The organism is Corynebacterium aquilae DSM 44791, assembly GCF_001941445.1.
In the GTDB taxonomy this organism is placed as follows: domain Bacteria; phylum Actinomycetota; class Actinomycetes; order Mycobacteriales; family Mycobacteriaceae; genus Corynebacterium; species Corynebacterium aquilae.
In genome coordinates this window covers 2,403,683-2,427,742 of sequence record NZ_CP009245.1, presented here as the reverse complement: position 1 = coordinate 2,427,742, position 24,060 = coordinate 2,403,683, and the positions used below count along the sequence as shown (strand labels likewise).

The window sequence follows — 24,060 nt, the reverse complement described above, 5'->3', positions numbered from 1 at the left end:
GGAATGCGCACAACTCGCGTTTTTCACGCCGTTGATTCTCATACTGAAGGAATGCCCACCCGAGTCATCACCGGTGGCGTCGGAACCATTCCCGGTAACACCATGGCGGAACGTCGACTGTGGTTCATGGAGAACTGTGACCACATCCGCAAACTGCTGATGAACGAACCTCGCGGGCACTCAGCCATGAGTGGCACAATCCTGCAGCCTCCCACCCGAGATGACGCCGACTATGGTGTCCTCTACATCGAGGTTTCCGGCCTGCTCCCCATGTGTGGGCACGGCACCATTGGTACTGCCACCGTGCTCGTGGAAACCGGGATGGTCGAAGTCGTAGAACCCGTTACCACCATTAGGCTCGACACTCCGGCGGGTTTTGTCGTCGCTGAAGTGGCAGTCAAGGACGGCCACGCTGAATCCGTCACTATTAAAAATGTGGCGTCCTACGTCGACCGACTGTCAGCCACTGTGGATGTGCCGGGCTACGGCGAGGTTGCGTATGACCTCGCCTTCGGTGGCAACTTCTACGCCATCGTGGAAACCGAATCCTTGGGAATCGGCTTTGATCGCAAGAACAAAGACGAACTACTCAAGGCCGGACTTGCCATCATGGATGCCATCAACGACACCGATATGCCCGTCCATGTAGAGCGGCCCGACATTCGAGAAGTGCATCACGTCTATCTTCAAGCGCCAGGATCTGACGCCAAGCATTCGCGGCACGCCATGGCTATTCATCCGGGATGGTTTGACCGGTCCCCCTGCGGAACCGGCACCAGTGCGCGCATGGCGCAACTGTTCAGTAAGGGTGAACTCGAACTCAATTCCGACTTCACCAACGAATCCTTCATTGGGTCGCAATTTATTGGCAGGCTGGTCGAAACCACCACGGTAGGCGATAAACCTGCGGTCATCCCCACGGTGACCGGACGGGCCTGGGTTACCGGAACCGCGCAATATTTCCTCGATCCCAGTGACCCATTCCCGGAAGGATTTCAGCTCTAACCGGTACGGATACCGCTGCACCCCTTTGGGGGTGCCTGCGAAGGTGAGCTTTTGAAGCCCGCTATGTGAAATGGCACCGTTGAACGTAGTGAGCACAAAAGCTCCCACCGGCGACTACTTGGAGGCACCATGCCACACCCATCAGTGAAACGGATCAAGCCGCGGCTTTCTCTTCGAGAAACGGTGGCGGAGCAATTGCGCACCGCAATCATCTCCGGCGAACTGGTTGAAGGCGAGCTGTACTCCGCCCCCGCCCTCGGTGAAGCCTTCGGAGTTTCAGCCACGCCAGTACGCGAAGCCATGATGGACCTTTCCCGCGAAGGTCTCATCGAAACGCTCAAAAACAAAGGCTTCCGAGTCACCGGCATGACTGATGCGGAACTCGAACACAACACCGAAATCCGGTTATTGCTGGAGCCCTACGCGGCGCGCAAAGCGGCAGAGGCTGTCGCGCATCGGGACCCCAAGCCCGGTGAATTCGACGCTATGAAAGCGCTTGCGGCAGAAATCGTCGAGGCTGCCCGTAAAGAAGATCTCATCACCTACCTCAAGGCCGACCGACAGTTCCATGAGGAGCTTCTCAAGCCCTGTGGCAATGAGCAGCTCATTGAACTAATAACCGGACTGCGCTGCAAGACCCGCCAATACGGACTGAAAACCCTGGCGAAGGATAAGCGGCTGGTCCACAACGCCGAAGAACACCTACAGATGGTGGATCTACTCGAACGCGGTCAGCCACAAGAACTAGAAGACCTCATCCGACGTCACCTTTCTCACGCGCGAGGAATGTGGAACGCCGGTTAACCACGAGGAGGGCGAATGCCATCCATCACCACACCCCAGGGGCGCACAACCTTTGACGTTCTCGTCATCGGCGCCGGCGTCGTTGGGGCAGCGGTTGCCTACTTCGCAGCCCTCGAAGGGTTGAAAGTTGCAGTCGTTGATAAAGGCGCTCCCGCCAGCGGCACGAGCTCATCGTGCGAAGGCAACATCCTCATTTCCGATAAAGAACTAGGGCCCGAGCTCGAGCTCACCAAATATTCCCTGCAGGTGTGGAAGAACGACCTTGCGGAATTCGCACACCTGTGGGAATTCGAAGAAAAAGGCGGAGTGATCGTTGCTAGCCGGGAAAGCTCCATTGCTTCGCTCGAGCGATTCACCGCCTCTCAGCGTGAGTACGGAATTCACGCAGAGCAACTCGATGTCGCTCGCCTGCGCGAACTCGAACCGCATGTGAACCCCGCAGCTCTGGGTGGTGCTTATTACCCGGAAGACTCCCAAGTGATGCCGATGCTGGTGGCCTTCCATCTCCTGCGTCTGGCGCGCAGTAAAGGTGCGGTCTTTGAAGGAGACGCACCTGTCACCGCTCTCATCCGCGACGGCGAACGAGTAGTAGGGGCCAAAACCCCCAAAGGCGACTTCTACGCAGAACAAGTAGTCAATTGCACTGGTCCATGGGCACCTGAAATCGCGAAGATGGCGGGAAGCGATTTGCCAGTGCAACCGCGTCGCGGCTTCGTCATGATCACCACGCCAATGCCACAGATGGTGCATCACAAAGTGTATGCCGCCGAATACGTTGACAATGTCGGAAGCGCTAGCGCCGACCTGCAGTCGTCTCCCGTAGTGGAAGGAACCCCTGCCGGATCCATACTGATCGGTTCCACCCGTGAACGCGTGGGCTTCGACCGAAACATCAGCACCCCAGCCCTGTCGGTCATGGCGAAAAACGCGATCGAGCTTTTTCCCTTCCTCGAACACACCAAAATCCTCCGCCACTACCACGGGTTCCGCCCCTTCTGCCCGGACCACCTGCCGGTCATCGGCGAAGATCCAGTAGCACCAGGACTATGGCACGCGGCAGGACACGAAGGCGCGGGCATTGGGCTTTCGGTTGGCACAGGAAAACTCCTAGCTCAAGCTCTTGCAGGAAAACCCACAGACCATCCCTTGGATGCTTTTACACCCGCACGTTTCGCCAAGAAGGAGCAGTCATGAAACAGCAGACCGTGACCGTGATCTTCAACGGCCAACCCAAAGAAGTCCCCGCAGGCAGCACACTTGCGGCATATCTGCTGAGCCAGGGGACCTACTCCTGGCGATCGACTCGCTTTCGGGGAGACCGACGTGGTCTCTACTGCGGCATCGGTGCATGTTTTGACTGCCTCATCGAAGTTGTCCCCGAAGGACAAGCAGCCAAACAAGAACGTGCCTGCATGGTGCGTTGCGCAGAAGGCCTACAAGTGAACTACGACGAAGAAGGAGGACACGATGAATACCTATGACGTAGCAGTCATCGGCGCGGGACCAGCAGGTCTTGCTGCTGCAGTGAATGCTTCCGAGCTAGGAAGCAGCGTCGTCCTCATCGACGCAAATGCCCGCCCCGGCGGCCAGTACTGGCGCCATCACGACGGTGACGACGGATCCCTGCACCATGGGTGGAAGCAGTTCTGCAACCTCAAGCAACGTTTGGACGCCGGCGTAGAGCAAGGGCACATCACCTACATGCCGAGTACACAGGCATGGATGGCGCAACGCATCCAAGCAACTCCGGAACTCGATAACTCACTGTCTGGTGAATTCATCGTTCAGCTCACCTGCTCCGACGCGTCGGATTCTTTGGGGCGGCCTTCGAGCGTTAGTGCGCACAAGCTCATCGTGGCCACCGGTGCGTACGACCGTCAGATTCCGTTCCCTGGCTGGGATCTTCCCGGTGTGATGGCCGCTGGCGGTGTCCAGTCCCTAATCAAAGGTGAGAAGGTACTGCCCGGGAAGCGTTTTATCGTCGCCGGCACAGGCCCATTCCTGCTACCCGTCGCCGCGAACATCGTCGCTGCGGGCGGTGAAGTCGTCGCAGTCTGCGAAGCCAACCGACTAAGCAATTGGGCACCTCACGTTGCAGCAGCCGCCAAGGTTCCCGAAAAAGCCCTTGAAGGCGCCGAATATGCGGGAGTCTTCGCGAAAAACCGCATTCCTTATCTAACAGGAATGGCAGTCACTCGCGTCGAACAGGAAAGTCATGGGATCTCGAAGGCTGTGCGCCTGGACCGGCTTGATAAAGACGGTGCCGTTGTCCCCGGGGCGGGAAAAACCTACAGCAACATTGACGTCATCTGCACAGGCTTTGGCTTCAACACCCAGGTTGAGTTGATTACCGGCCTGGGCGCAAAAGTCACTCGTGGCATCGATGGCGCCGAAGCCACGGTGGTGGATGACAAGCAGCAATCCACCGTTCCAGGACTCTACGTCGCCGGCGAAGTCACTGGAATTGGTGGCGCGTCACTAGCGGTGGCAGAAGGCATCGTCGCTGGAGTCTCAGCTGCAGGGCAACATCCAAACAAAGCCCAAGAAAAAGCAGTGCAGACCGCGAAGAAAACAATCAAAAACCATCGCGCCTTCGCAAAGGCAATGCACCAGGCTCACCCAGTCCCACAAGGATGGATGGACTGGGTGGAAGACGACACCGTCATCTGTCGATGCGAGGAAGTCACCAAGAAAACCATTGTGGACGCAGTCACCGATCTCGGGGCTGAGGATCCTCGCAGTCTGAAATCGGTGACCAGAACCGGAATGGGATGGTGCCAGGGAAGGACCTGTGGTTTTGCGGCACATTGCCTCACCACAGGAACCACCGATTATTCCGGTGTCGGGCGCACCAAACGCCCGGTAAGCATCCCAGTCGCACTAGGAGAAATCGCGGAACTTCATCGGCCGCACCCAGAAGACAGCATTCAACCTGAAGTTCTGACCGAACTTTAAGAACCTCAATTTTCAAGGAGAAAAGAAATGGTTAACCCCACCACCGAAGCTCAACTCGATGGCATTTTGACCAGCGCACAAAAAGCTAGCCGAGCATTTGCGAAAACCACAGTCGAGGAACGCGCACGCCTCATCGATGCCGTAGCCGATGCCTTGGATGCTGCCGCAGATCAGCTGATTCCAATCGCCATGGAAGAAACTCACCTGCCAGAAGGCCGCCTAACCGGTGAGCTAAAGCGTACAACCTTCCAGCTGCGACTGTTCAGCGAAACCATCCGTGAAGGTTCCTGCTTTGATGTTCGCGTCGACCATGCAGATCCCGATTGGCCGATGGGAGCGCCCCGACCGGATCTTCGCCGCTATCTAGTGCCCCTGGGGCCTGTTCTGGTTTTCGCCGCAAGTAATTTCCCCTTTGCGTTTTCTGTCGCTGGTGGTGACACCGCGAGTGCACTCGCCGCCGGCAACGCCGTCGTGTTGAAAGCTCACCACGGGCACCTCAAGCTCTCGGAGAAAACCGGAGAGGTAGTCAAAAACGCTCTGCAAGCAGCTGGAGCGCCCGAAGGGTTGTTTGACGTCATCTACGGGACTGATTCCGGCCGCATCGCAGTTCAGGATCCGCGCATTAAGGCAGCTGGATTCACCGGCTCCATTCCAGGTGGCCGCGCACTGTTCGACCTGGCAGTGTCGCGCCCGGATCCCATCCCGTTCTACGGCGAACTCGGCAGCAACAACCCCGTTGTGGTGACCAAGGCAGCAGCCGACTCGCGTTCACAGGAGATCGTTGATGGCTTCGTCGGTTCCTTCACCCTGGGAGCCGGGCAGTTTTGCACTAAGCCTGGCACCCTGCTGGTTCCTGCTGGGAGCGGTATGGAAGAACTACTCGAAGCTGCGGAATACCCGGGTGCACAAAAACTACTCAATGAGCGAATCGCCAGTGGTTACTGCGATACGCTGACCGAGCTGCGCGACCACTCGGATGTGCGAGTGCTACGGGAAGGCAGCATGGACGATGCGCCGACCCCGACGCTTTTGGCGACCACGGCAGAAGCTGTCCTTAACGATCCGGAGACGCTTCAGAAGGAGTGTTTCGGACCTACTTCTTTGGTTGTCGCCTACGACAGCGAGGAGCAGCTCCTGGAGTTGCTGGAGACCTTCGAAGGGCAGCTCACCGCGACGCTGTTTGCCGAGGAAGATGAGGATGTCTCGGCGACTGTTGAGATCCTTGCCCGCAAGGCAGGGCGAGTCATTTGGGGCCAGTGGCCCACCGGTGTTTCCGTGACCTACGCTCAGCAGCACGGTGGCCCCTACCCGGCGACTACCAACGATCAAAGCACTTCGGTTGGTACCGCTGCCATTGCTCGCTTCATGCGTCCGGTTGCCTACCAGGGATTCCCTCAGCAGCAGCTGCCTGATCAGTTGAAAGATAACCCGTCTGCACCGATTCCGCAGATGGTTAATGGAGAAAAATCCTAGAGAAGACACCCGAGGGCGGTGTGATGGTCCAGATTCACCACACCGCCCTTGAGCGACCGTTGTCTGCGGTCCTCATTCAAAGTGGGCTAACTGCGAGGTGGGATCGGCAAGCCCGGAAGATTTGGCATATTCGGCATGAGCGTGGGTATTGCCGCGATGAAGGCGAATATCACAATAAGGCGTTGGTGCTTTAACAGCGCTACTCATTTAGCATTAGGCCGCCTCATGGAGGTACCCAAAGGTGGCAAAATTTTCAGGCCTATTTGGACGTTGCTAAAGGGCCGGCAGCCAAATCCTCTGTCGGCTGCAGCAGTAGGCGAAAAACCTTTAGGGCAATATGGAAGCGTCGTTTTCCCGGATGCTCAACGGAGATAAGGCTTTAGGATTAAAAGTAAAGAGGTCGTCCACCAAAATGCGTTTGATGGCCGACCTCTTTTCGCGGCTCGAAATTATACTTTGCCGTCGAGTTTGTTAAGAGGAAAACGATGAACCGCCGGTGCCATTGGCGTTTCCGAGGCCCCGGGGAGCGGAATCCTTAAGGACTCCGCAGCTTACGGCTTTATCAAGAATCGTGTCGATGAAAGCTTCGCTGACACGGTTGATCTCGGCGTACGCGATCGGACGCAGCGTGGCCGCGAGGTCTGCATGTTCCTGCGCCGCAAGTCCGCGCAGAAACGCGCGAGCTTCGGCGCGATCTGAGAAGTTTCTAGAATCCACCTCGAGATCTGCACATGTAGCCTCATCAGCATAATTGCTGTAGTAGTTCTGCAAATTTGCGACGATTTCACGCTCTTCAGGTGTGAGGTCGTCAGCGTGGGCGACTGCTGTGGATCCAAAAAGGGTTGCGCTTGCAAAAAGAGCGACAACAGTGGTTTTAGAGAATTTCATAGAGGCCTTTCTAGGAGTTCTTCAGTAGCTTCTTGCCGACCATGCTAAAACAAGCATTCACGCTATGTTCATGAAATGAAATAACGCTTCGAAAAGTAACCCTTTTTCGGGAGCTGTAGGCTCCGTAGCATCCAAAAGAGGAGATTAGTAAAGCGCTCAATGTGAAGTGACGGCCCTGATTGAAGGGGCACGCGGGCCTATTTCAATTCACACTCGTTGAGACTGAGGGGCAAGCAAGGGCGAAGGTCCTTCCAGAGGCTCCTATTGATTCCTTAGAGATCGCGGTCAGCGGGCCAGGTTCGAAGATGCGAACAGGTTTATCCCAAAGGGGGAGCGGTTCATTGTCTTTTGTGCACTTCACGGAAGACGGCTCTAGGTAACGAGCAATCGTCATCTGGTTTAGAGCTGGAAACAGGTCTTTCGCCTACGCGTTTGTTTATTCGCAGGCGATACCATCTCCATCACCGTCGAGCTTGCTGCTGTAGTACGGGGATCCTTTGTGAATCGGTGCGATGCCCCGGGCGCGTGCTTCCTTGCAGTTTGCAACTGGAGATCCGGCGGCAGGTTCAGGTGCCGGTGGGGGAGGGGCGATGAAACCCTGCATGAGCTGAGGTGCGGGTTCTGCAGGCGGTTGCTCAGCAGGAGGCTGCTCTGCGGGTGTTGGTTCCTGGACTGCAGCCGGTTCGACCGGCGCTGGAGGAACGGTCTCGCTCAAGGGAGTTTCCGTGACCGTCTTTGTGCTGGTCACAGTTTTTGTGACCGTAGAAGTTTCCGTGACAGTCGTTGGTGCGACGGAGGTTTCTTCTTCGCTATCGCCGAAACCACAGGCAGAAAGAGCTAGGACCGATGCCATTGCGAAGATGACCGCTTGGCGTTGATAGCGGGCGCCGGTAGTGCGCGCAGGGATTTTGCGGAGTTCTAGTTGGTTCACGGCGTCCCTTAAGCGGTCTGATTCGAGAGATGTTATTGCCGCCATCAGCATAAACCGCTGCTGTATGGCAGACGCGCCATTCGCCAAAAAAATCCGAAGCAAGGAGGTTTACCTGTCTTGCGCGGCGCTGGTGCGCGCAGCAGCCGGTGGAGACATCCCCGGCTGGTTGGGTAGGCGTGCGGCCACGGCTGAAGGCGGATCTGCTGAGACTGGTTGTAGGCATTAGCCCGCGCATGTTGGTTTTAGATACTTGATTGCGGATTCGCCGTTTAACGCAATCGACTGTTTTGACTGTGTAATCACTCCAACGTTCAACGGCCGAGCAAGGTGAACCTTCGCAAATCTGCTGACAGGGAGAGATTTTTTTGCAACAATTCCCATCACGAGCAGCTGATACGACCAAGGGGAGTGCTCATGGAACACCACGAGGACAACACGTCCACTACTACTCGTATGCACGCAGAAAAAAGTGCCCAAAAGCTCATCAACGATTGGGCTAAAGGTGCAGCATATCTAGCACAGCGTTTCAAATGCCCGTCATGCAACAATCTTGGCTGCGAGGTCAGCCGAGTTCTTGGGCAAATCGAATGCTTGCACTGCGACTATTCAGCATGGTTGGCGACGCACGTTGCCGTCAAAAGCCGCCGCCCATCAGCGAAGAGCGCTTCTTTCAAGGCGCCCGTGATTCATGACCCTGAGCGGGATCCCCGTCTGCTGGACGTTTTCTATTTCGCATTCAACAGAGCCTTCACTCAAGTTCGTGCTTGGTATCACCCCGCAAAAGAACAATGCGCCGAGGAATACAAGTACAAGGCTCTAGACGTCAGCCTTGGGCAGCTAATCCCCGGAGTCGAGGATAGTAACACCCCGGTGCATCGTTTGATGTTTGACCTGACCCGCGCAGAGCACCCCGCGTTGCGGTTAATTTCTGGTGATACATCCACCCCAAGGACATTCGAGCTACCAGGTGTTCATATTCCTGAAGGAATTACCGACCGCCAACGGTGTATCTGCAAGTACGGGGCTGTTGAACGCCCACGCGAGGTCTATGACCCCAATAGTTGGGAGTGGGTGCAGCGTAGGCATGAAAAGAACAAAAAGGATGAAGCCCGTGCTGCAAGGAAGTCGCGCCTCGCAGCAGCCGCAGCGTCGGACTTAGAGGAAGCAACTTCCCAAAAGTCTGTGGCGGACGGAACTCATACCTCGACCGCTTACTGATTCCCGCAGGCACTGGTGATACAGCAGTTGCCGGAACCACATCAGGGTTTCGAACCGGGCAGACGAGGCTGCCCCGGATTCGTCTAGGTTCCAGCTACTGATCGGGCTGTGGCGATAGCCCCCAGTAGAACAGCATCCTGTCCATCGGTGAGTACGCGAACCTTAAGTTCGAAACCGGTGACAACAGGTTTTTGCCACAGCGGCGTCGAAGGAATCCTTCATGATTGGCCACGCCTTCAACACGCCGCCGCCAAGCACGATATCGGTGATATCGAAAAGCGTGGCGGCCATTTCGTTGCGCCCGAGGCACAGTTCGAAGATTGTCTGGCTGCTGCATTAGCAAGTCCCGTGAAGCCCTACTTTATTTCCGACTCGGGAGATAACCCTGGCGCTGGTGGGGCAGACGATTGCACCTTCACATTGGACGCTCTCCTAAAAAATGAAGAGGTCATCAATGGTTCCAAGCGAGTGGTTCAGGTATCAAACGTGGACCCTGCCGCGGTGGAAAAAGGCAGTCGCGGCTGGCATCGGGAGCGAAGTTGAGCTCAACGTCGGGGGCAAGATGGATACGCGCGCTCCCGGAGAGGTTACGGTTACGGCCACTGTCAAGGCTGTCGCGGAGGACCTTTTTGGTGGTACTTGTGTACGGCTAGACAAGGGGAATTTGAGCTTTGTTGTCACTGCGCAACGATGCCAATTCAGCACCCTCGACATGTATCGCCGGTTGGATATTGAACCAACCGAGATTGACATCATTGTCGTCAAAATCGGATACCTAGAACCCGAGTTGCATGCAATCCAACAGGATTGGATGCTGGCACTAACTCCAGGTGGTGTTGATCAAGACCTCATTCGTCTGAATCATCGAAGGATTAAGCGGCCAATGTTCCCGTTCGATCCGGAAATGGAAACAGAGCTCGTCCTGCACCATTAGCCTTCGGGATTTTGGCGCTAACTAGTTTTCGGCTGGTTAGCGCCATTGCTGCATTTCGGGTGTAGAAGTGTGCCGCAGCAATTGTGTTGAGAGTGGACTTTCAATACGAAAAGCTGAGGTGTAAGCGGCAGGTGGGGCAAAAAGGAATTAGTGGTTTTGGCTTTTACCCCTTGGCTTACCCCCGTTTAGGTTAAGCCGGATATGCGGGGTTAAAACATTTTTGAAAGATATCCCGTACCGGATCTAGAGAAGGCATCATGACCCGCAACAAGAAGCTCGTTTCGCTGTTCGTCAGCGCATCCGTTGCTGTCTCCCTGGCAGTTGCACCCGCACACGCTGAAGAAGCTGCACAGCCGGAGAACACCGCCACCACTGCTCCTGCAACCGACGCTCAGGCGGATCCGGCTGCTAAGGATGCTCCCAAGAATGAAACCCCGGCCGCTGATGCGCCGAAGGAAGATGCCGAAAAGGAGTCCGCCAAGGACGCTCCGAAGGAAGAGACTCCGGCTGCGGAGGTTCCTAAGACTGAAGCCCCGAAGACCGAGGCACCCGCTGCTGAGGCCCCGAAGACCGATACTCCGGCACAGCCCGAGAAGCCTGGTACTGAGGATCCCAAGGAAACCCCTGCTAAGCCTGAAGGCTCCTCCGAGAACACCGGCGTCATCATCGGTGTTGTCGTCGCACTTGGTGTCATTGGCGCCATCATCTTCGGTATCACCAACTTCCTGCGTGATGTCGCCACTGGTCGTGTGCCGAACCCGCTGCCGGGCATCATCCCCGGCCCCGCACCGGCTCCCGCACCCGCACCCGCACCTGCTCCCGCTCCGGCTCCTGCCCCGGCTCCCGCACCTGCACCTGCTCCCGCGCCGGCACCGGTTCACGTTGCTCCGGCACCGGCACCTGCCCCGGCTCCTGCCCCTGTTGCCCGTGGACGTAAGATTCCGCCGGCAGGTTCCTACTTCAAGAACTGCGCCGCTGCTCACGCACAGGGCTATGGCCCGATCTACGCTGGTGAGCCCGGCTACCGCGGCAAGCTCGACCGTGACAAGGACGGCATTGCCTGCGAGTGGTAATTCACTGAGGATTTCACTCCGTTAATTTTTCAAGGGCCGCAGCCCCCGCATGGGAGCTGCGGCCCTTGACTGTATTCATCCTCGATCTGTCATTGAGTCAGGTGGGGTTGCGAAGATGAGGAAAGCTAGGAAGACAGCGACGACCCCGAGCCACCGGTCGGGGTCTGACCCAGGGCCGGTGGGGGAGTGGAGGCACGTTTGATCACTCCACACTCGGCGGCCTTAGCGGCCAGTGCAGTGTTGAAAGATCCCCACGCGGCAAGCTGCCCGGCAGCGTACTCGGTAGAGGCATAAGCCCCACCTGGAATTCCATACTTTCGGTCGAAATGGCGGCGGGATTTCTCCGCGAACACCCCGCGGCTATCAGTGGGTTTTACCCCTGGAACCTTTCGCAAATCGGTGCAGGTAATTGTCGGCAAACTGCGGTTGAGGAAAGCGCGATATTCGGCGAGCTTCTTGCGTTCGGACGGGCTCATTTTTTCGGGGATGACCGGATCTGGGTGATGGGGCCGAATGCCCTGTGCCTGTTGTGCGGTGGCGGTATTCGCAAGCATCGGCAGGCAGGTCGTCGTGCAGGCAAGCGCGCACAAAATGGCGGCAGCCTGACGTTTCGTGGTGGTTAAAGCCATAACTTTCCCTTTTCTTTCTTGGTCGGAAGGCCACCTGTGACATGAGGGCCACGGTGGGGCACCTTGTGAAAGCTGGGGGAGTAAAGCAGACAATGAGGTGCATGATTTTGCTTCGAGGATAATCGCACTGCAATACAATGCGAGGGTATGACAGCCGCCCAACAAGGCGATCGCGCACGCGATCGCATCGTCGAATGTGCCCGCGAACTTTTTTCCGCGCACTCCTATGCCGATGTGTCGGTGAAAGACATTGCCGACGCCGCCGGGGTCAGTACTTCCCTGGTGATGAAACACGGCGTGAGCAAAGAGCGCCTTTTCGAGATGACCTTGGATTTCTCCGTGTCGGGGCAATCAATGTTTGGCGGAGATTTCGCAACCCTGGGTCGCGATGCCGTGCGCGAAACACTCACCGCTCCCGTGGACGCGCCCTATTCGATGGTGCGCATCCTGTGCGTTGCCGGCGGGTCAGATGCCACCCTTGATGCCATGGGGATTCGCATTCGCCAAGACATTGTCAGTCGGCTGGAAGAACAAATCACCGCCCACGCCCCGGATGGCAGTCCTTCCCCGCAGTTGCGGGCCCAGTCCGCCGTGGCTTTGCTCATCGGGTTGTCGTTTATGCGGCGCGTGGGTGATCCGGATTTCGATCAGCACTCTTTTAAGCAGTTGGAGGATTACTACTCCACGCTGGTTCAAGACATCGTAGAAGGCCGCGGTTAGCAACAGCTAGCGGTGTGCGGGGGTTTTCGGGCTTTGGTGGGTGGTGTGAGTTTTGTGCCCCGGCACCTGGGAAGGTGTCGGGACATAAGACATGTGGGGTGTTATCGCATGAGTTCCACGCCGGTGAGCAGGATCAGCAGGACGATGATGGGCACCACGATGGTGACCATGGCGATGTCCTTGTAGGACTGCTTGTGGCTCATGTTGCACACCAGCAGCATGGTCAAAATTGCGCCGTTGTGGGGCAGCGAGTCGAAGGACACCGATGCCATTGCGATGATGCGGTGCAGGGTTTCCACGGAAATGTTTTGCGTTGCAGCCATCGTTTGCAGCTGGTCGGCAAATGCCTCCATGGTGATGGATAGACCACCGGAGGAAGAACCGGTGATACCGGAAATCACCGCGGTGGAGATCACGCCGACGATCAGGGCGTCGCCACCGATGTTGAACATCTCGGTCTTAATGGCGGCGAACACGGCCAAGGATGCGACGACCGCGCCGTAGCCGACCTCACTGGCGGTGGTGAAGCACGGCAGGATGGCGTTTTTGGCGCCCTCGGACAGCTCGGTCATCATCTGCGGGATCATCTTGGGGCGCATCGCGAAGATGAGGATGATGGCGGTGACAATGGCGACCACCACGGACCACACACCCTGCACGGCGGTGATGTTGGTTTCTCCGAACTTCTTATCGGCCAGGTAGGAGAAGTCCATGTGCTTGGTGAAGAAGAACAGGAATGCGTAGTTCATGCCGATGACCACGGCGACGGGCAAAAATCCTAAGAAGGCGCGCAGGCCCCACTTGTCGTCGTGTGCTTTAGCCACCACGTCGTGGTGGGTGTGGGCGTCTGGCTGCTCCACGTGGGTGGCGAGGTGCCCGGGCTCTAAGTGGGGGTTGGGTTCCACGTCGGGATCCACATAGGGGCTTTCGTCCGGGGAGTGCTCTACGTCTTCGACGCCTTCGGGCAGGTACAGCTCGCCTGCGGCTTTGAGGGTGCGGATGCGGTACTGCAGCCACGCCATGCCCAGGCCGAACATCATGACCGTGCCGATCAGGCCCAGCACCGGGGCGGCGTAGGTGGTGGTGCCGAAGTACTTGGTGGGGATGACGTTGTGCACCTGGGGGCTACCGGGCAGTGCTGCCAGGGCGAAGGTGATGGTGCCTAAGGCCAGGGCTGCGGGCATCAGGCGTTTGGGGATGCCGGCTTCCTTAAACAGGGCGGAGGCGATGGGGACGATGGTGAAGGCGACCACCCAGGCGCTCACGCCGCCGTAGGTCAGAAGTGCCGTTGCCAGCACGGTGGAGAACATCGCCTTGCGTGGTCCCATGATTTTGGAAATGCCGTGCGCTAGATCGGCGGCCAAACCGGAGGAGCTCATGAGCTTGCCGAAGATGGCGCCGGCGATAAACAGCGGGAAGAAGCTGACGATGAATTTGCCGAGGGCCGGCATGAAGATTTGGGTGTAGGTGGCCAGCAGTGGTGCGCCGGAAAAAATCGCTGCAACTAGTGCCGCGATCGGTGCGACGGCCACCACGCTGTGGCCACGGTAGGCCAGTACGAGCAGCACCGCCAGGGATACGACGATGCCGATGACAGGAAGTGCCATGGTTTTTAAGCCCCTTTGTGTTTACAAACTTCGTGGATGAGGGATGAAAAATGGTGCGCCTTTAACGCGCGCACGCCCCGCGTCCCGTACAAAAGCCAGGTGTTTATTGTTGGCTGTTTGGATGAGAAAGCGGGGCGTAACCTGCGCACGCGCTACGCGTGCGCAGGGAAGTGAAGAAGAAAGGGTGAGGGCTTGTTAGGCCTTGCGCTCGCGGAGCTGTTCGTAGACGACGGAGAAGTCCTTAGCGCCGAGTCCGTCGTCGGCGAGCTTGGAGTAGATCTCGGAAGCAAGCTCACCGAGGCGGGCTTCGGTGCCGGTGGCTTCGACCTCGCTCATGGCCAGGCCGAGGTCCTTGACGATGAGGTTGGTGGCGAAGCCGGGCTCGAAGTTGTTATCGCTGGGGGCCTTGCCGAGCACGCCCGGGGCGGGGCAGTTGGTGGTCAGTGCCCAGCAGGAGCCGGTGGAGTTGCTGACCACGTCGAAGAATGCCTGCGGGTCCAGTCCGAGGCGCTGGCCGAGGACGAGGCCTTCGGCGATTGCGATCTGCTGCACGCCGAGGATCATGTTGTTGCACAGCTTGGCGGCGGCACCTGCGCCGACAGGACCACAGTGGGTGGTGGAGCGGCCCATAACATCGAGGATGTCCTTGGCTTCTGCGAGATCAGCGTCGGCGCCGCCGACCATGAAGGCCAGGGTGCCGGCGGCGGCACCGGCCACACCGCCGGAGACCGGCGCGTCGATGTAGCGGGAGCCTGTGGAGTTCAGGAACTCGGCGTTTTCTTTGGCTTCGCCCACACCGATGGTGGAGGAGTCGACGTACAGCTTGCCTTCGCCGGTGGCGCACTCTTCGAGCACATTGCGGACCAGGCGGCCGTTGGGCAGCATGGTGACGACGATCTGGGCGTCCTTGGCGGCGTCGGCTGCGGAGTCGTGCAGGGTGACGCCGGCTTCGGCGGCTTTTTCGCGGGCGATGTCGGTGACGTCAAAGCCGTGGACGGTGTAGCCGGCGGAGACGAGGTTGGCGGCCATGGGGCCGCCCATGTTGCCGAGGCCGATGAATGCGATGGCGGGCTTAGACATAGGTGGTGTCCTTTGCTGTTTGGGGGTTGTGTTTTGGGGTTGTGAAGGAAAAAGAAAAACGACAAGACCGATAAGACGAAAAAAATCGTCTGGGGCCAGCGCGCAGAAGTTGTTGGGTGAGAAAGCGTTATTTTTTGGCGCTGGTGGGGGCAACAAACCCCCACCAAAAGTGGCCTTGAAGCAGTGGGGCTGCTTGGGCGATGTGTTTTTCAGTGGGGGTTGTCTGTGGCGGGGAAGTGGGGGTGCTTCCCCGCCTGTCAGGCGGTGGAAAGTGTTTAGTCCATGACCGGCATGACGAAGGAGGCGCCGACGTTTTCGGCGTTTTCCAGCCAGCGGCTGGTGACCGTCTTGGTCTTGGTGTAGAAGCGGAAGGAGTCCGGGCCGTGCTGGTTGAGGTCGCCGAAGCCGGAGGCCTTCCAGCCACCGAAGGTGTGGTAGGCGATCGGAACCGGAATCGGAACGTTGACGCCGATCATGCCGACCTGGACGCGCTGTGCGAAGTCGCGGGCGGCGGCACCGGAGTTGGTGAAGATGGCGACACCGTTGCCGTAGACGTGCTCGTTCGGCAGGGCGAGTGCTTCTTCGTAGGACTCGGCGCGCATGATGCATAGCACGGGGCCGAAGATTTCTTCGGTGTAGATGGACATCTCGGGGGTGACGTTGTCGAACAGGGTCGGGGCGACGTAGTAGCCGTCGGCGAGGGACTCGCCGTTGAATTCTGCGTCGTTAGCGCCCTTGTCGCGGCCGTCGATGAGCAGGTCGGCGCCGGCTTCGACACCTTCGTTGATGAGGGTGTGGATGCGCTCCTTGGCCTGCGGGGTGATGACCGGACCGTAGTCGGCCTGCGGGTCGAGGGAGTGTCCGACCTTGAGCTTCGGGATGCGCTCCATCAGCTTGTCGCGCAGGCGGTCGGCGGTTTCCTGGCCGACGGGCACGGCAACGGAGATGGCCATGCAGCGCTCGCCGGCGGAGCCGTAGGCGGCACCGACCAGGGCGTCGGCGGCCTGGTCGAGGTCGGCGTCCGGCATGATGATCATGTGGTTCTTGGCGCCACCGAAGCACTGTGCGCGCTTGCCGTTTTTGGCTGCGGTCTCGTAGATGTACTGGGCGATGGCGGTGGAGCCCACGAAGCCGACTGCCTTGATGGCGTCGTTGTTGAGCACGGCGTCGACGGCTTCCTTGTCGCCGTTGACGACGGTGAACACGCCCTTGGGGCCGCCGGCCTCCATGAACAGTTCGGCCAGGCGCAGCGGCACACCCGGGTCGCGCTCGGAGGGCTTGAGGACGAAGGCGTTACCGGCGGCGATGGCGGGGCCGGCCTTCCACAGCGGGATCATGGCGGGGAAGTTGAAGGGGGTGATGCCTGCAACGACGCCGAGCGGCTGGCGCATGGAGTAGGTGTCGATGCCGGTGCCGACGGAGTCGGAGAACTCGCCCTTGAGCATGTGGGGTGCCGACAGTGCGAACTCGAGGACGTCCACGCCGCGGATGACATCGCCCTTGGCGTCGTCGAAGGTCTTGCCGTGCTCCAGGGCGAGCAGCTCAGCCAGCTCGTCGAGGTGCTCGCCGATCAGGGCGATCCACTTCATGAGGATGCGGATGCGCTTCTGCGGGTTGGTGGCGGCCCAGCCGGGGGCTGCTGCGATGGCGGTGTCGATGGCGGCGTTGACTTCGTCGGTGGTGGCCAGGGCGACCTCGGCGGAGGCCTTGCCGGTGGCGGGGCAGTAGACGGTCTGGGTGCGGCCAGAGGTGCCGGCGACGCGCTCGCCGTTGATGAAGTGTCCGTAGACGGTGCTCATGGAGCCTCCTGAAAGAAGTATTAGGACTGCAAACGATGACGTTTGGTGTGTTGGGTCACAGCCTAATGTGATTCAGGCTAAAGCGCGCGGTTTTTCGTGACTGTGAACACTATTCACCCCAGCAGGCGCCGAAAACCCCAGGCCGACCCCGGTTGCCGTGGGGGTGAATGCGACAGTGCGGCAAGCGCCGCGCCCCCCACATCCCCATGCGTGCTGCCCCATAAAAGTTGTGCTGGCCAGCAGGAAAAGACCACCATTCCAAGCGCTATCACGCCATTTTTCCCGCCGGAAAGGCATCCGGTGCGTCAGGCAAGCCCCGTAAAACCCTCGCGCGCACGGCGGGTGAAACCATGCGCGCACTGCGCCGTGCACTTGCGACGGTGTGCGCTCGCGACATTGTGCCCGCGCAACAACACCACCGTGCCCACACGGCAGCATCACTGTGTCCGCACAACAGCACCACTGTGCCCGCGCGACAACATCACTGTGTGCGCGTAACAACACCATCACTGTGCCCACATGGCAGCATCACTGTGCCCGCACGACAGCACCACTGTGTGTGCATGACAGCACCGTGCCCATACTTCGCCGCGCGCTTACTGGGTTGCGCCTCCTCGTGGATGGGAGGTGTCGATGCTGGCCGCGCCCTGTGGTGGCGGCTGGTATCGCACGGCGGTGTGGCCGGTGGGCTAGCTGCTGCTGGCGAGGATCCCCATGCCGGCCCATGCCTGCTGGATGCTGGCGTGTACTTCCTCATCGCTTTCGCCGGGAAGCTTTTTCTCCAGGATCAGCGTTGCGAGCCCGTGGGTAAAGGCCAGCAGGCTGGTGGCGGCAGCATTTACCTCCTCGTCACTGGGGTGGTCCAGGGTTGCCGCCACGATGCCGCGGCAGGTGGTGGCCAGTGCCTGAACCGCCTGGACGCGCTCAGGGGAGTCGGGGTCGCAGTCGGTGGTGAACATCAGTGAAAAGGTGGCGGCGTGCGTGCGGGCAAAGGTGACATAGGCGCGGGTTAAGGCGATGAGCTCTACGGGGTGGTGGACGTTGTTGCCGGCTGCGGCAAGTTGGTGGGTGAGTTGCTCGTATCCGCGGGCAGCCAGGGCCGATTCGAGGGCTTTTTTGTCTTTAAAGTGCCGGTAGGTGGCGGTGGGGGAGACCCCGGCTTTGGTGGCGAGTTTGCGCAGCGATAGCGGCTGGCCCTGGTCGAGTGCTTCGGTGGCGAGGGTGAGCAAGGTGTTTTTGAGATCCCCGTGGTGATAGCTCTGCGCTGCAGCGTCGGTGGGGTGCGGGGAGTGCGTGGGGTCGGGCGAGTGGGCAGATGTTGACATTGTTAACTTCCTTCATTAGTCTGCGATGTAAACAACGTTAACATCTGAGTTTGGAAAGGCCCACCATGACCACCACCCCCACCGCAGACCTCTTTGCCCCACTTAACCTCAACCGCGGGATGAGCTTGCCCAACCGCATCGTCAAAGCAGCCATGGAAGAATCCATGGGCACCGACGAACACGTCCCCGGCCCGGAAGTCCTTCGCCTCTACTCCGCCTGGGCCAAGGGTGGAACCGGCACCCTGATCACCGGCAACGTGATGGTGCACGACGCCGCCCTGACCGGCCCCGAAGCCATGGTGCTCGACGAGCTGCAACCCATCGGCCCCTTCGCCCAGTGGGCCGAAGTTATTAAGGCTGAAGGCGCCCGCGCCATCATGCAGATCAACCACCCCGGCCGCCAGGTCGCCGACGGCCAGCCCGGCGTGGCCTGGGGTGCTAGCGACAAACGCGTTGAGACGGACACCAAGGCTGTGCGCTTTGCCCGGCCCGTCGCCATGAGCGGCCAGCAGGTCGAAGACACCATTACACGCTTCGTCACCACCGCCACCCTGGCACAAAAAGCAGGCTTCGACGGGGTGGAAATCCACGCCGCCCACGGCTACCTCATCAGCCAATTTCTTAGCCCCCTGACCAACACCCGCAAGGACAGCTGGGGCGGCAGCCTAGAAAACCGCGCCCGCTTCCTGTTGGAGACCGTGCGGCGCACCCGCGCCGCCGTTGGCGAAAACTTCATCGTCGCCGTCAAACTCAACTCCGCCGATTTTCAAAAAGGCGGCTTCGACATCGCAGACGCCAAACAGGTCCTCGCCTGGCTGCAGCCTGCCGGCGCGGATTTTGTGGAACTCTCCGGCGGCTCCTACGAATCCCCCGCCATGACCGGCAACGCCGCCGACGAAAAAACCAAGGCCCGCGAAGCCTACTTCCTTGACATGGCAGCCCAACTCACCCACGACACCCCGCTGCCGCTGATGGTCACCGGCGGCATCACCCGCTACAGCGTCGCCACAAAAGTTCTGGCCAGTGGCGTCGACCTGGTCGGCATCGGCACCGCACTAGCCGCCGACCCGGCGCTTCCCAACGCCTGGCGCGCCGGCAACCACGGCGCACAGCCGCACATCCCCACCACCACCATCACCAATAAAATGCTGGCGTCCGCGGCCTCTATGGCGTGGGTGCGCGCCGCCATGCGGCGGCTCGGCAAGGGCAAAAAGCCCCGCTTAAACCTCGACCCGCGGGCCGCGCTCGCCCTGGAACAAGGACACGGACTTGGCGCGAACAAGGCTTATGAAAACTGGCTCTACCAGCGCCACATCCACCCGGTGGACAACAAGAAAGTCCTCTTCGTCGTCACCGCGGCCGACCAATGGCGCCTCAAAGACGGCACCATGCACCCCACCGGATTCTGGGCAGAAGAACTCGCCGTCCCGCATGAGATGTTCACCCACGCCGGATGGGACATCACCATCGCCACCCCCGGCGGTGTGCGGCCCACGCTCGACGAACTCAGCCTCGGCATCAGCGGCGGCGCCCCCAGCACGCGCACGCACGTTAAGCAATACTTGCACAGCATCGAGGAACAACTCGCCCACCCGGCGGTGTTGGAAAACATCGACCACAACGACTTCGACGTGGTGTTCTACCCCGGCGGCCACGGCCCCATGGAAGACCTCGCCCACAACCACAGCAGCGGCCAACTGCTGGCTGAACGGGTCGCCGCAGGCCGCCCGGTCGCACTACTGTGCCACGCGCCCGCCGCCATCCTGGCCGCCGACACAGACACCGGCGCAAACGCCTTTGCCGGCTACACCATGACCGGGCTATCCAACCGGGAAGAACTGCTCAACCCCTTCGCGTGGAAAGCCGAATGGCTGCTAGAAAACGCCATGAAAGACGCCGGCGTGAACTACCGCAAAGGCCTGCCGCTGCGCCCCTTTATCGTGCGCGACGGTGCGGTCTACAGCGGCCAAAACCCCCAGTCCTCGGCGGCGCTGGCACACCGCATCATCGCCGACCTCGGCTAGGAAACCACCCACACCAACCAGGTATCCGCGCAAGTATCCGCGCTCATATCCGTGGCAATAGCAGTGGCCGCGCCACCTCAAAAGTCCCCAACAACACTGTCTGGACTTCCCAAACGGTGGCGCGGCCAACAGTGCTGCTGGTGCGCAGGCTCGGCCTACTGCGGATACGCGCCCATGCCCGGGTGATCCAGCAAACGCTCACAGCTGCCCATTGTCGCCGATGCGGAACCAAAAGAACTGAGATAGTTTTGCGCAAAATGGTGGGCCTTTTCCGGAGCAGACTCCTCCGCATAGCCGACCACATAGCCCAAAAACTTGCCCCCATCATCAGTGACCGGGCAGCGCACAGACAACACGTGCTGCGGATCGGAATAGTCATCAGGCGCTAGTGGAATAGCTGCAATATCGGCCGCGGTCTTCTGTCCCGCACTATCGGAAACACCCGATAGGGGCGCGGCGTGATAACCCACCGCGCCGCCGATCGCCGCCCCCGCAAGCAACAGCACGCCACCCAGCGCAACCAGCTTGACCTGCAAAGGCTTGGCGATATCTGACCAGCGCGACAACGCACCAGAACGATGACCCGCCGGTGGCACCGGCGAGCGATCATTGGTTGGGAATTGCTCGTTGCTCGACATCGAAAAACTCCTCACACAGCAGATGGGTGGGGGACAAAGACAACTTTAAAAAAGCGGTGACACACCCCAGTGTGCCACCTAAAAATCCCCCACCGCAGGCTTTTGCGACCCATCGGTGCACCCCAGGCGGGGCGGGGCGCGGGCAAGTCGCAGGTGGGTTTCACGTCCAAAAACCCTGCGAAGCCTGCCGGCAAAAAAGTAAACTGGGTCACATATTTTGGCGCGTGTTGGCGCCGATATCCCCTTGCATCCCACAGAACAGGCCACGCACCATGAGCACCCGTGACCCCCGATTCGAGCCCACCACGAAAGCCCCCGACCACTGGGAAGCCGACGTGGTCCTGGCCGACGGTGCGGTCGCCAACCTGCGCCCCGTGCGAGCCGGCGACGTCGACGAGATGATCGAGTTCTACCAGGGAGTATCCGAGGAATCGAAATACTTGCGCTTTTTCGGCACCCACCCCGACTTAAGCGAGGATGACCTCGAACACTGGTTGCACGTCGACCACGACGAACGGGTCACGTTGGTGCTCACCGAAAAAGAAAAAATCATCGGCACCGCCCGCTACGAAACCGTCGAGCAACTCAAACCCGCCAAAGTCGGCGACGTGTCCTTCCTCGTCCAAGACGCCCACCAGGGGCGCGGGGTCGCCAACGTGCTGCTGGAACACCTCGCCCACATCGGCCGCGAAAACCACGTCGAGCGCTTCTTCGCCGAAATGCTCACCCAAAACCGCTCCATGGTGCAGGTGTTCAAACGGGCCGGCTACAACGTCGCCCCAGAGCTCGAAGACGGCTTCATCGTCGTCGACTTCCCCATCGACCCCACCGCCAAATCCCGCGAGGTCATGCTCGCCCGCGAGCATAAAAGCGAAGCCGCCGCCATCCGGCGCATCATCGAACCGCGCTCCATTGCGGTCATCGGCGCAGTGGAGACCATGCAGCACATCATCACCGCCATCGTCGGCGGCGAATACGCCGGTACGCTGCGCATGATCACCCTCGGCGCGCACGCCGACACCCACACCGCCGCCGAAGCGCTCGACTCGATTGCCGAAGACGTCGACCTGGTGCTCGTCCAATACGAGCCCGACACCCTCGACGAAATCCTCGCCGCCACCGCCCGCAAAAACGCCCGCGGCGTGGTGGTGCTCGCCCGCGGACAAAACCCCATCCTCACCGCCGAAGCCAACACCAACTTCGTCGCCGCCGCCCGCACCCACGGGGTGCGCGCCCTAGGGCCCGCCTCCCTCGGCATGATCAACACCGCCCCGACCATCTCCCTCAACGCCACCGCCGTGCCCATGCCGCGGCGCGGGCACGTCGGCCTGTTCACCCAGTCCGCCGGCGTTGCCGCCCTCGCCCTGACCCGCGCCTCCAAATCACACTGCGGACTATCCAACTTCTTCGCCACCGGATCCTTCGCCGACGTCACCGCCAACGACGTCATCCAATTCTGGTCCGATGACGAACACACCCACATCTGCCTGCTGTCCCTGGACGCCATCGGCAACCCCCGCAAATTCTTCCGCGTGCTGCGCCGACTGGCGCTAGAAAAACCCGTGGTCATCTTCACCCCCTCCCGGGCGCTGCGCTCCGCGCGCTACCACGACGGCCATGACCTGCCCACCGCCACCGCCGGCGCACTCGACGAAGTCATCGGCGACGCCGGAGCCATGGTCGTCTCCCAGCGCGACACCATGTACAACATCGCCCAAATCCTGGCCCGCCAACCCGTGCCCCAAGGCACCCGCGTCCACGTGGTATCCAACTCGGCCGGCCTGAATGAACAAATGATGGCCGCCGCCCGCCGCTTCGGGCTCACACCAGCATTCACCACCGTCGGCGGCGACCCCGCCGCAGGCGTATTAAAACGCACCGAGGAAGTCTTAACAAGCGGGGAAGCCGACGCCGTATTGTGCGCCATCGTCGAAATCTCCGACCCCGTCTTCGACGCCGTGCACTTAAGCCTGGAAAACCTAGCCCGCCCCACCACCATCCCGCTGCTTGGGGTGTTTGTGGGATTTTCCGACCTGCCCACCCCACCCGAAGGGGAGGAAACCCAAGGGCAGCTGCCCATCTTCGACGCCTATGCCGAAGCGCTCGAAGCGCTGTCGCTGATCGTGCACAACGAACACCGCCGATCGCTTGCCCGCCCCCACCCAGACGACGAAACCTACACCGGCGACACGCACGCCGCCCGCGCCTTCGTCGATGGGATCCTCGCCGATAGCCCGCAGGGGCGCTGGCTCAGCGACGAAGAATGCGTCGACCTGCTGCGCAGCTACGACATCCCCGTCACCCCCTGGCAACCCGTGGCCAACCTCGACGAAGCCGTCGCCGCCGCCGAGCGCTTCGGCTGGGACGTGGTCCTCAAAGCCACCAGCCCCATCGTGCGCGGACGGCCCGAACTTGCCACCATCATCCGAGCCATCGAAACCCCCGAAGCCATGGCCCGTGCCTGGCGCGTGCTCAACAAGGCCGCCACCGCACTGCTGCCCGAAGAACACGCCGCCGACGCCTTGAGCCACCTGGGGCTGACCGTCCAGCCGGAAGTCCCCGCCGGCTCCTCCTGGACCATCAAAGCCATCGAAGACCCCGTGCTCGGGCCCATGATCTCCTGCGGTGCCGCCGGCATGGCCAGCGACCTGCTCGGCGACATCTCCTGGCGTGTGCCCCCCATCCGCCGCAGCGACGCCGGCGGCATGCTCCACAAACTCGGCGCCGCACCCCTGCTGACCGGCTACCGCGGCACCCGCAGCGCCGACATCGCCGGCATGGAATCCATCCTCATGCGACTCGGCCAACTCAAAGACGACCTGCCCAGCATCGTCGAAGTCGAACTCACCCCCGTCATCGCCGCCGCCGACACCACCAACGTCGTCGGCGCCCGCATCCGCATCGCACCGATTTCCGCCCAACGCGACCCCCTCGCCCGCAACATCGAAAGAGGCTAG

The 24,060-nt window shown here is 60.2% G+C and carries 21 protein-coding genes; 13 read left to right on the top strand and 8 right to left on the bottom strand.

All coding sequences use genetic code 11. The features are described 5' to 3' along the window. The first annotated feature begins 3 nt into the window (after nt 1-3). From CAQU_RS10315 to CAQU_RS10290, 6 genes are all read left to right on the top strand, one after another. A complete protein-coding gene (locus tag CAQU_RS10315) occupies nt 4-1,005 on the top strand; it encodes a proline racemase family protein (RefSeq protein WP_075727478.1) in 1,002 nt (333 codons plus the stop codon). 129 nt (nt 1,006-1,134) lie between these two features. Further along, nucleotides 1,135-1,809 (top strand): GntR family transcriptional regulator, encoded by a 675-nt coding sequence (locus tag CAQU_RS10310; protein WP_075727476.1) that lies wholly within the window; start codon nt 1,135-1,137, stop codon nt 1,807-1,809. Between the two features lie 15 nt (nt 1,810-1,824). Then, nucleotides 1,825-3,003 (top strand): NAD(P)/FAD-dependent oxidoreductase, encoded by a 1,179-nt coding sequence (locus tag CAQU_RS10305; RefSeq protein WP_075727474.1) that lies wholly within the window; start codon nt 1,825-1,827, stop codon nt 3,001-3,003. Further along, nucleotides 3,000-3,290, top strand: a complete 291-nt coding sequence (locus CAQU_RS10300; protein WP_075727472.1) for a (2Fe-2S)-binding protein — start codon at nt 3,000-3,002, stop codon at nt 3,288-3,290. Before CAQU_RS10305 ends, CAQU_RS10300 begins: the two co-directional genes overlap by 4 nt. After that, the gene (locus tag CAQU_RS10295) at nt 3,277-4,764 is read left to right on the top strand and encodes an FAD/NAD(P)-dependent oxidoreductase (RefSeq protein ID WP_075727470.1); all 1,488 of its coding nucleotides are present in this window, start codon (nt 3,277-3,279) and stop codon (nt 4,762-4,764) included. Before CAQU_RS10300 ends, CAQU_RS10295 begins: the two co-directional genes overlap by 14 nt. 27 nt (nt 4,765-4,791) lie before the next feature. Beyond that, a complete protein-coding gene (locus CAQU_RS10290) occupies nt 4,792-6,237 on the top strand; it encodes an aldehyde dehydrogenase (NADP(+)) (RefSeq protein WP_075727468.1) in 1,446 nt (481 codons plus the stop codon). A 471-nt stretch (nt 6,238-6,708) separates the two neighbouring features. On the opposite strand, the gene CAQU_RS10285 is transcribed toward CAQU_RS10290, so the two are convergent. Next, nucleotides 6,709-7,125 carry a hypothetical protein gene (locus CAQU_RS10285; RefSeq protein ID WP_075727466.1) on the bottom strand — a complete coding sequence of 139 codons (417 nt, stop codon included), beginning with the start codon at nt 7,123-7,125 and terminating at the stop codon, nt 6,709-6,711. 436 nt (nt 7,126-7,561) lie between these two features. After that, on the bottom strand, nt 7,562-8,056 hold the full coding sequence (locus tag CAQU_RS10280) for an excalibur calcium-binding domain-containing protein (protein WP_245797258.1): 495 nt from the start codon (nt 8,054-8,056) through the stop codon (nt 7,562-7,564). Nucleotides 8,057-8,470: 414 nt separating this feature from the next. On the opposite strand from CAQU_RS10280, the gene CAQU_RS10275 reads away from it, so the two are divergent. The 4 genes from CAQU_RS10275 to CAQU_RS12745 all read left to right on the top strand — a co-directional run bounded on the left by CAQU_RS10275 (nt 8,471) and on the right by CAQU_RS12745 (nt 11,281). Beyond that, a complete protein-coding gene (locus tag CAQU_RS10275; RefSeq protein ID WP_075727464.1) occupies nt 8,471-9,274 on the top strand; it encodes a hypothetical protein in 804 nt (267 codons plus the stop codon). A gap of 147 nt (nt 9,275-9,421) precedes the next feature. Continuing rightward, the gene (locus CAQU_RS10270; RefSeq protein WP_169836040.1) at nt 9,422-9,817 is read left to right on the top strand and encodes an MlrC C-terminal domain-containing protein; all 396 of its coding nucleotides are present in this window, start codon (nt 9,422-9,424) and stop codon (nt 9,815-9,817) included. Further along, nucleotides 9,714-10,208, top strand: a complete 495-nt coding sequence (locus CAQU_RS10265) for an MlrC C-terminal domain-containing protein (protein ID WP_084563034.1) — start codon at nt 9,714-9,716, stop codon at nt 10,206-10,208. Before CAQU_RS10270 ends, CAQU_RS10265 begins: the two co-directional genes overlap by 104 nt. A gap of 257 nt (nt 10,209-10,465) precedes the next feature. After that, on the top strand, nt 10,466-11,281 hold the full coding sequence (locus tag CAQU_RS12745) for an excalibur calcium-binding domain-containing protein (RefSeq protein ID WP_157108993.1): 816 nt from the start codon (nt 10,466-10,468) through the stop codon (nt 11,279-11,281). Between the two features lie 125 nt (nt 11,282-11,406). On the opposite strand, the gene CAQU_RS10255 is transcribed toward CAQU_RS12745, so the two are convergent. Further along, nucleotides 11,407-11,910: a hypothetical protein gene (locus CAQU_RS10255; RefSeq protein ID WP_075727458.1), complete on the bottom strand. Its 504-nt coding sequence runs from the start codon at nt 11,908-11,910 to the stop codon at nt 11,407-11,409. 147 nt (nt 11,911-12,057) lie between these two features. On the opposite strand from CAQU_RS10255, the gene CAQU_RS10250 reads away from it, so the two are divergent. Further along, complete coding sequence (locus tag CAQU_RS10250; protein ID WP_075727456.1) at nt 12,058-12,630, top strand: TetR/AcrR family transcriptional regulator; 573 nt, start codon at nt 12,058-12,060, stop codon at nt 12,628-12,630. A 101-nt stretch (nt 12,631-12,731) separates the two neighbouring features. On the opposite strand, the gene CAQU_RS10245 is transcribed toward CAQU_RS10250, so the two are convergent. The 4 genes from CAQU_RS10245 to CAQU_RS10230 all read right to left on the bottom strand — a co-directional run bounded on the left by CAQU_RS10245 (nt 12,732) and on the right by CAQU_RS10230 (nt 18,441). Then, nucleotides 12,732-14,237, bottom strand: coding sequence for a GntP family permease (locus tag CAQU_RS10245; RefSeq protein WP_075727454.1), 1,506 nt, complete (start codon nt 14,235-14,237; stop codon nt 12,732-12,734). Nucleotides 14,238-14,432: 195 nt separating this feature from the next. Further along, nucleotides 14,433-15,317: a 3-hydroxyisobutyrate dehydrogenase gene (gene mmsB, locus CAQU_RS10240; RefSeq protein ID WP_075727452.1), complete on the bottom strand. Its 885-nt coding sequence runs from the start codon at nt 15,315-15,317 to the stop codon at nt 14,433-14,435. 275 nt (nt 15,318-15,592) lie between these two features. Further along, the gene (locus CAQU_RS10235; RefSeq protein ID WP_075727450.1) at nt 15,593-17,116 is read right to left on the bottom strand and encodes a CoA-acylating methylmalonate-semialdehyde dehydrogenase; all 1,524 of its coding nucleotides are present in this window, start codon (nt 17,114-17,116) and stop codon (nt 15,593-15,595) included. Between the two features lie 689 nt (nt 17,117-17,805). Further along, a complete protein-coding gene (locus tag CAQU_RS10230; protein WP_084563032.1) occupies nt 17,806-18,441 on the bottom strand; it encodes a TetR/AcrR family transcriptional regulator in 636 nt (211 codons plus the stop codon). A gap of 65 nt (nt 18,442-18,506) precedes the next feature. On the opposite strand from CAQU_RS10230, the gene CAQU_RS13250 reads away from it, so the two are divergent. Beyond that, the gene (locus CAQU_RS13250; RefSeq protein ID WP_075727448.1) at nt 18,507-20,465 is read left to right on the top strand and encodes an oxidoreductase; all 1,959 of its coding nucleotides are present in this window, start codon (nt 18,507-18,509) and stop codon (nt 20,463-20,465) included. 155 nt (nt 20,466-20,620) lie between these two features. On the opposite strand, the gene CAQU_RS10220 is transcribed toward CAQU_RS13250, so the two are convergent. Next, the gene (locus CAQU_RS10220) at nt 20,621-21,103 is read right to left on the bottom strand and encodes a hypothetical protein (protein ID WP_075727446.1); all 483 of its coding nucleotides are present in this window, start codon (nt 21,101-21,103) and stop codon (nt 20,621-20,623) included. A gap of 272 nt (nt 21,104-21,375) precedes the next feature. Between CAQU_RS10220 and CAQU_RS10215 the strand changes: the two genes are divergently transcribed. Further along, nucleotides 21,376-24,060 carry a GNAT family N-acetyltransferase gene (locus tag CAQU_RS10215; protein ID WP_075727444.1) on the top strand — a complete coding sequence of 895 codons (2,685 nt, stop codon included), beginning with the start codon at nt 21,376-21,378 and terminating at the stop codon, nt 24,058-24,060.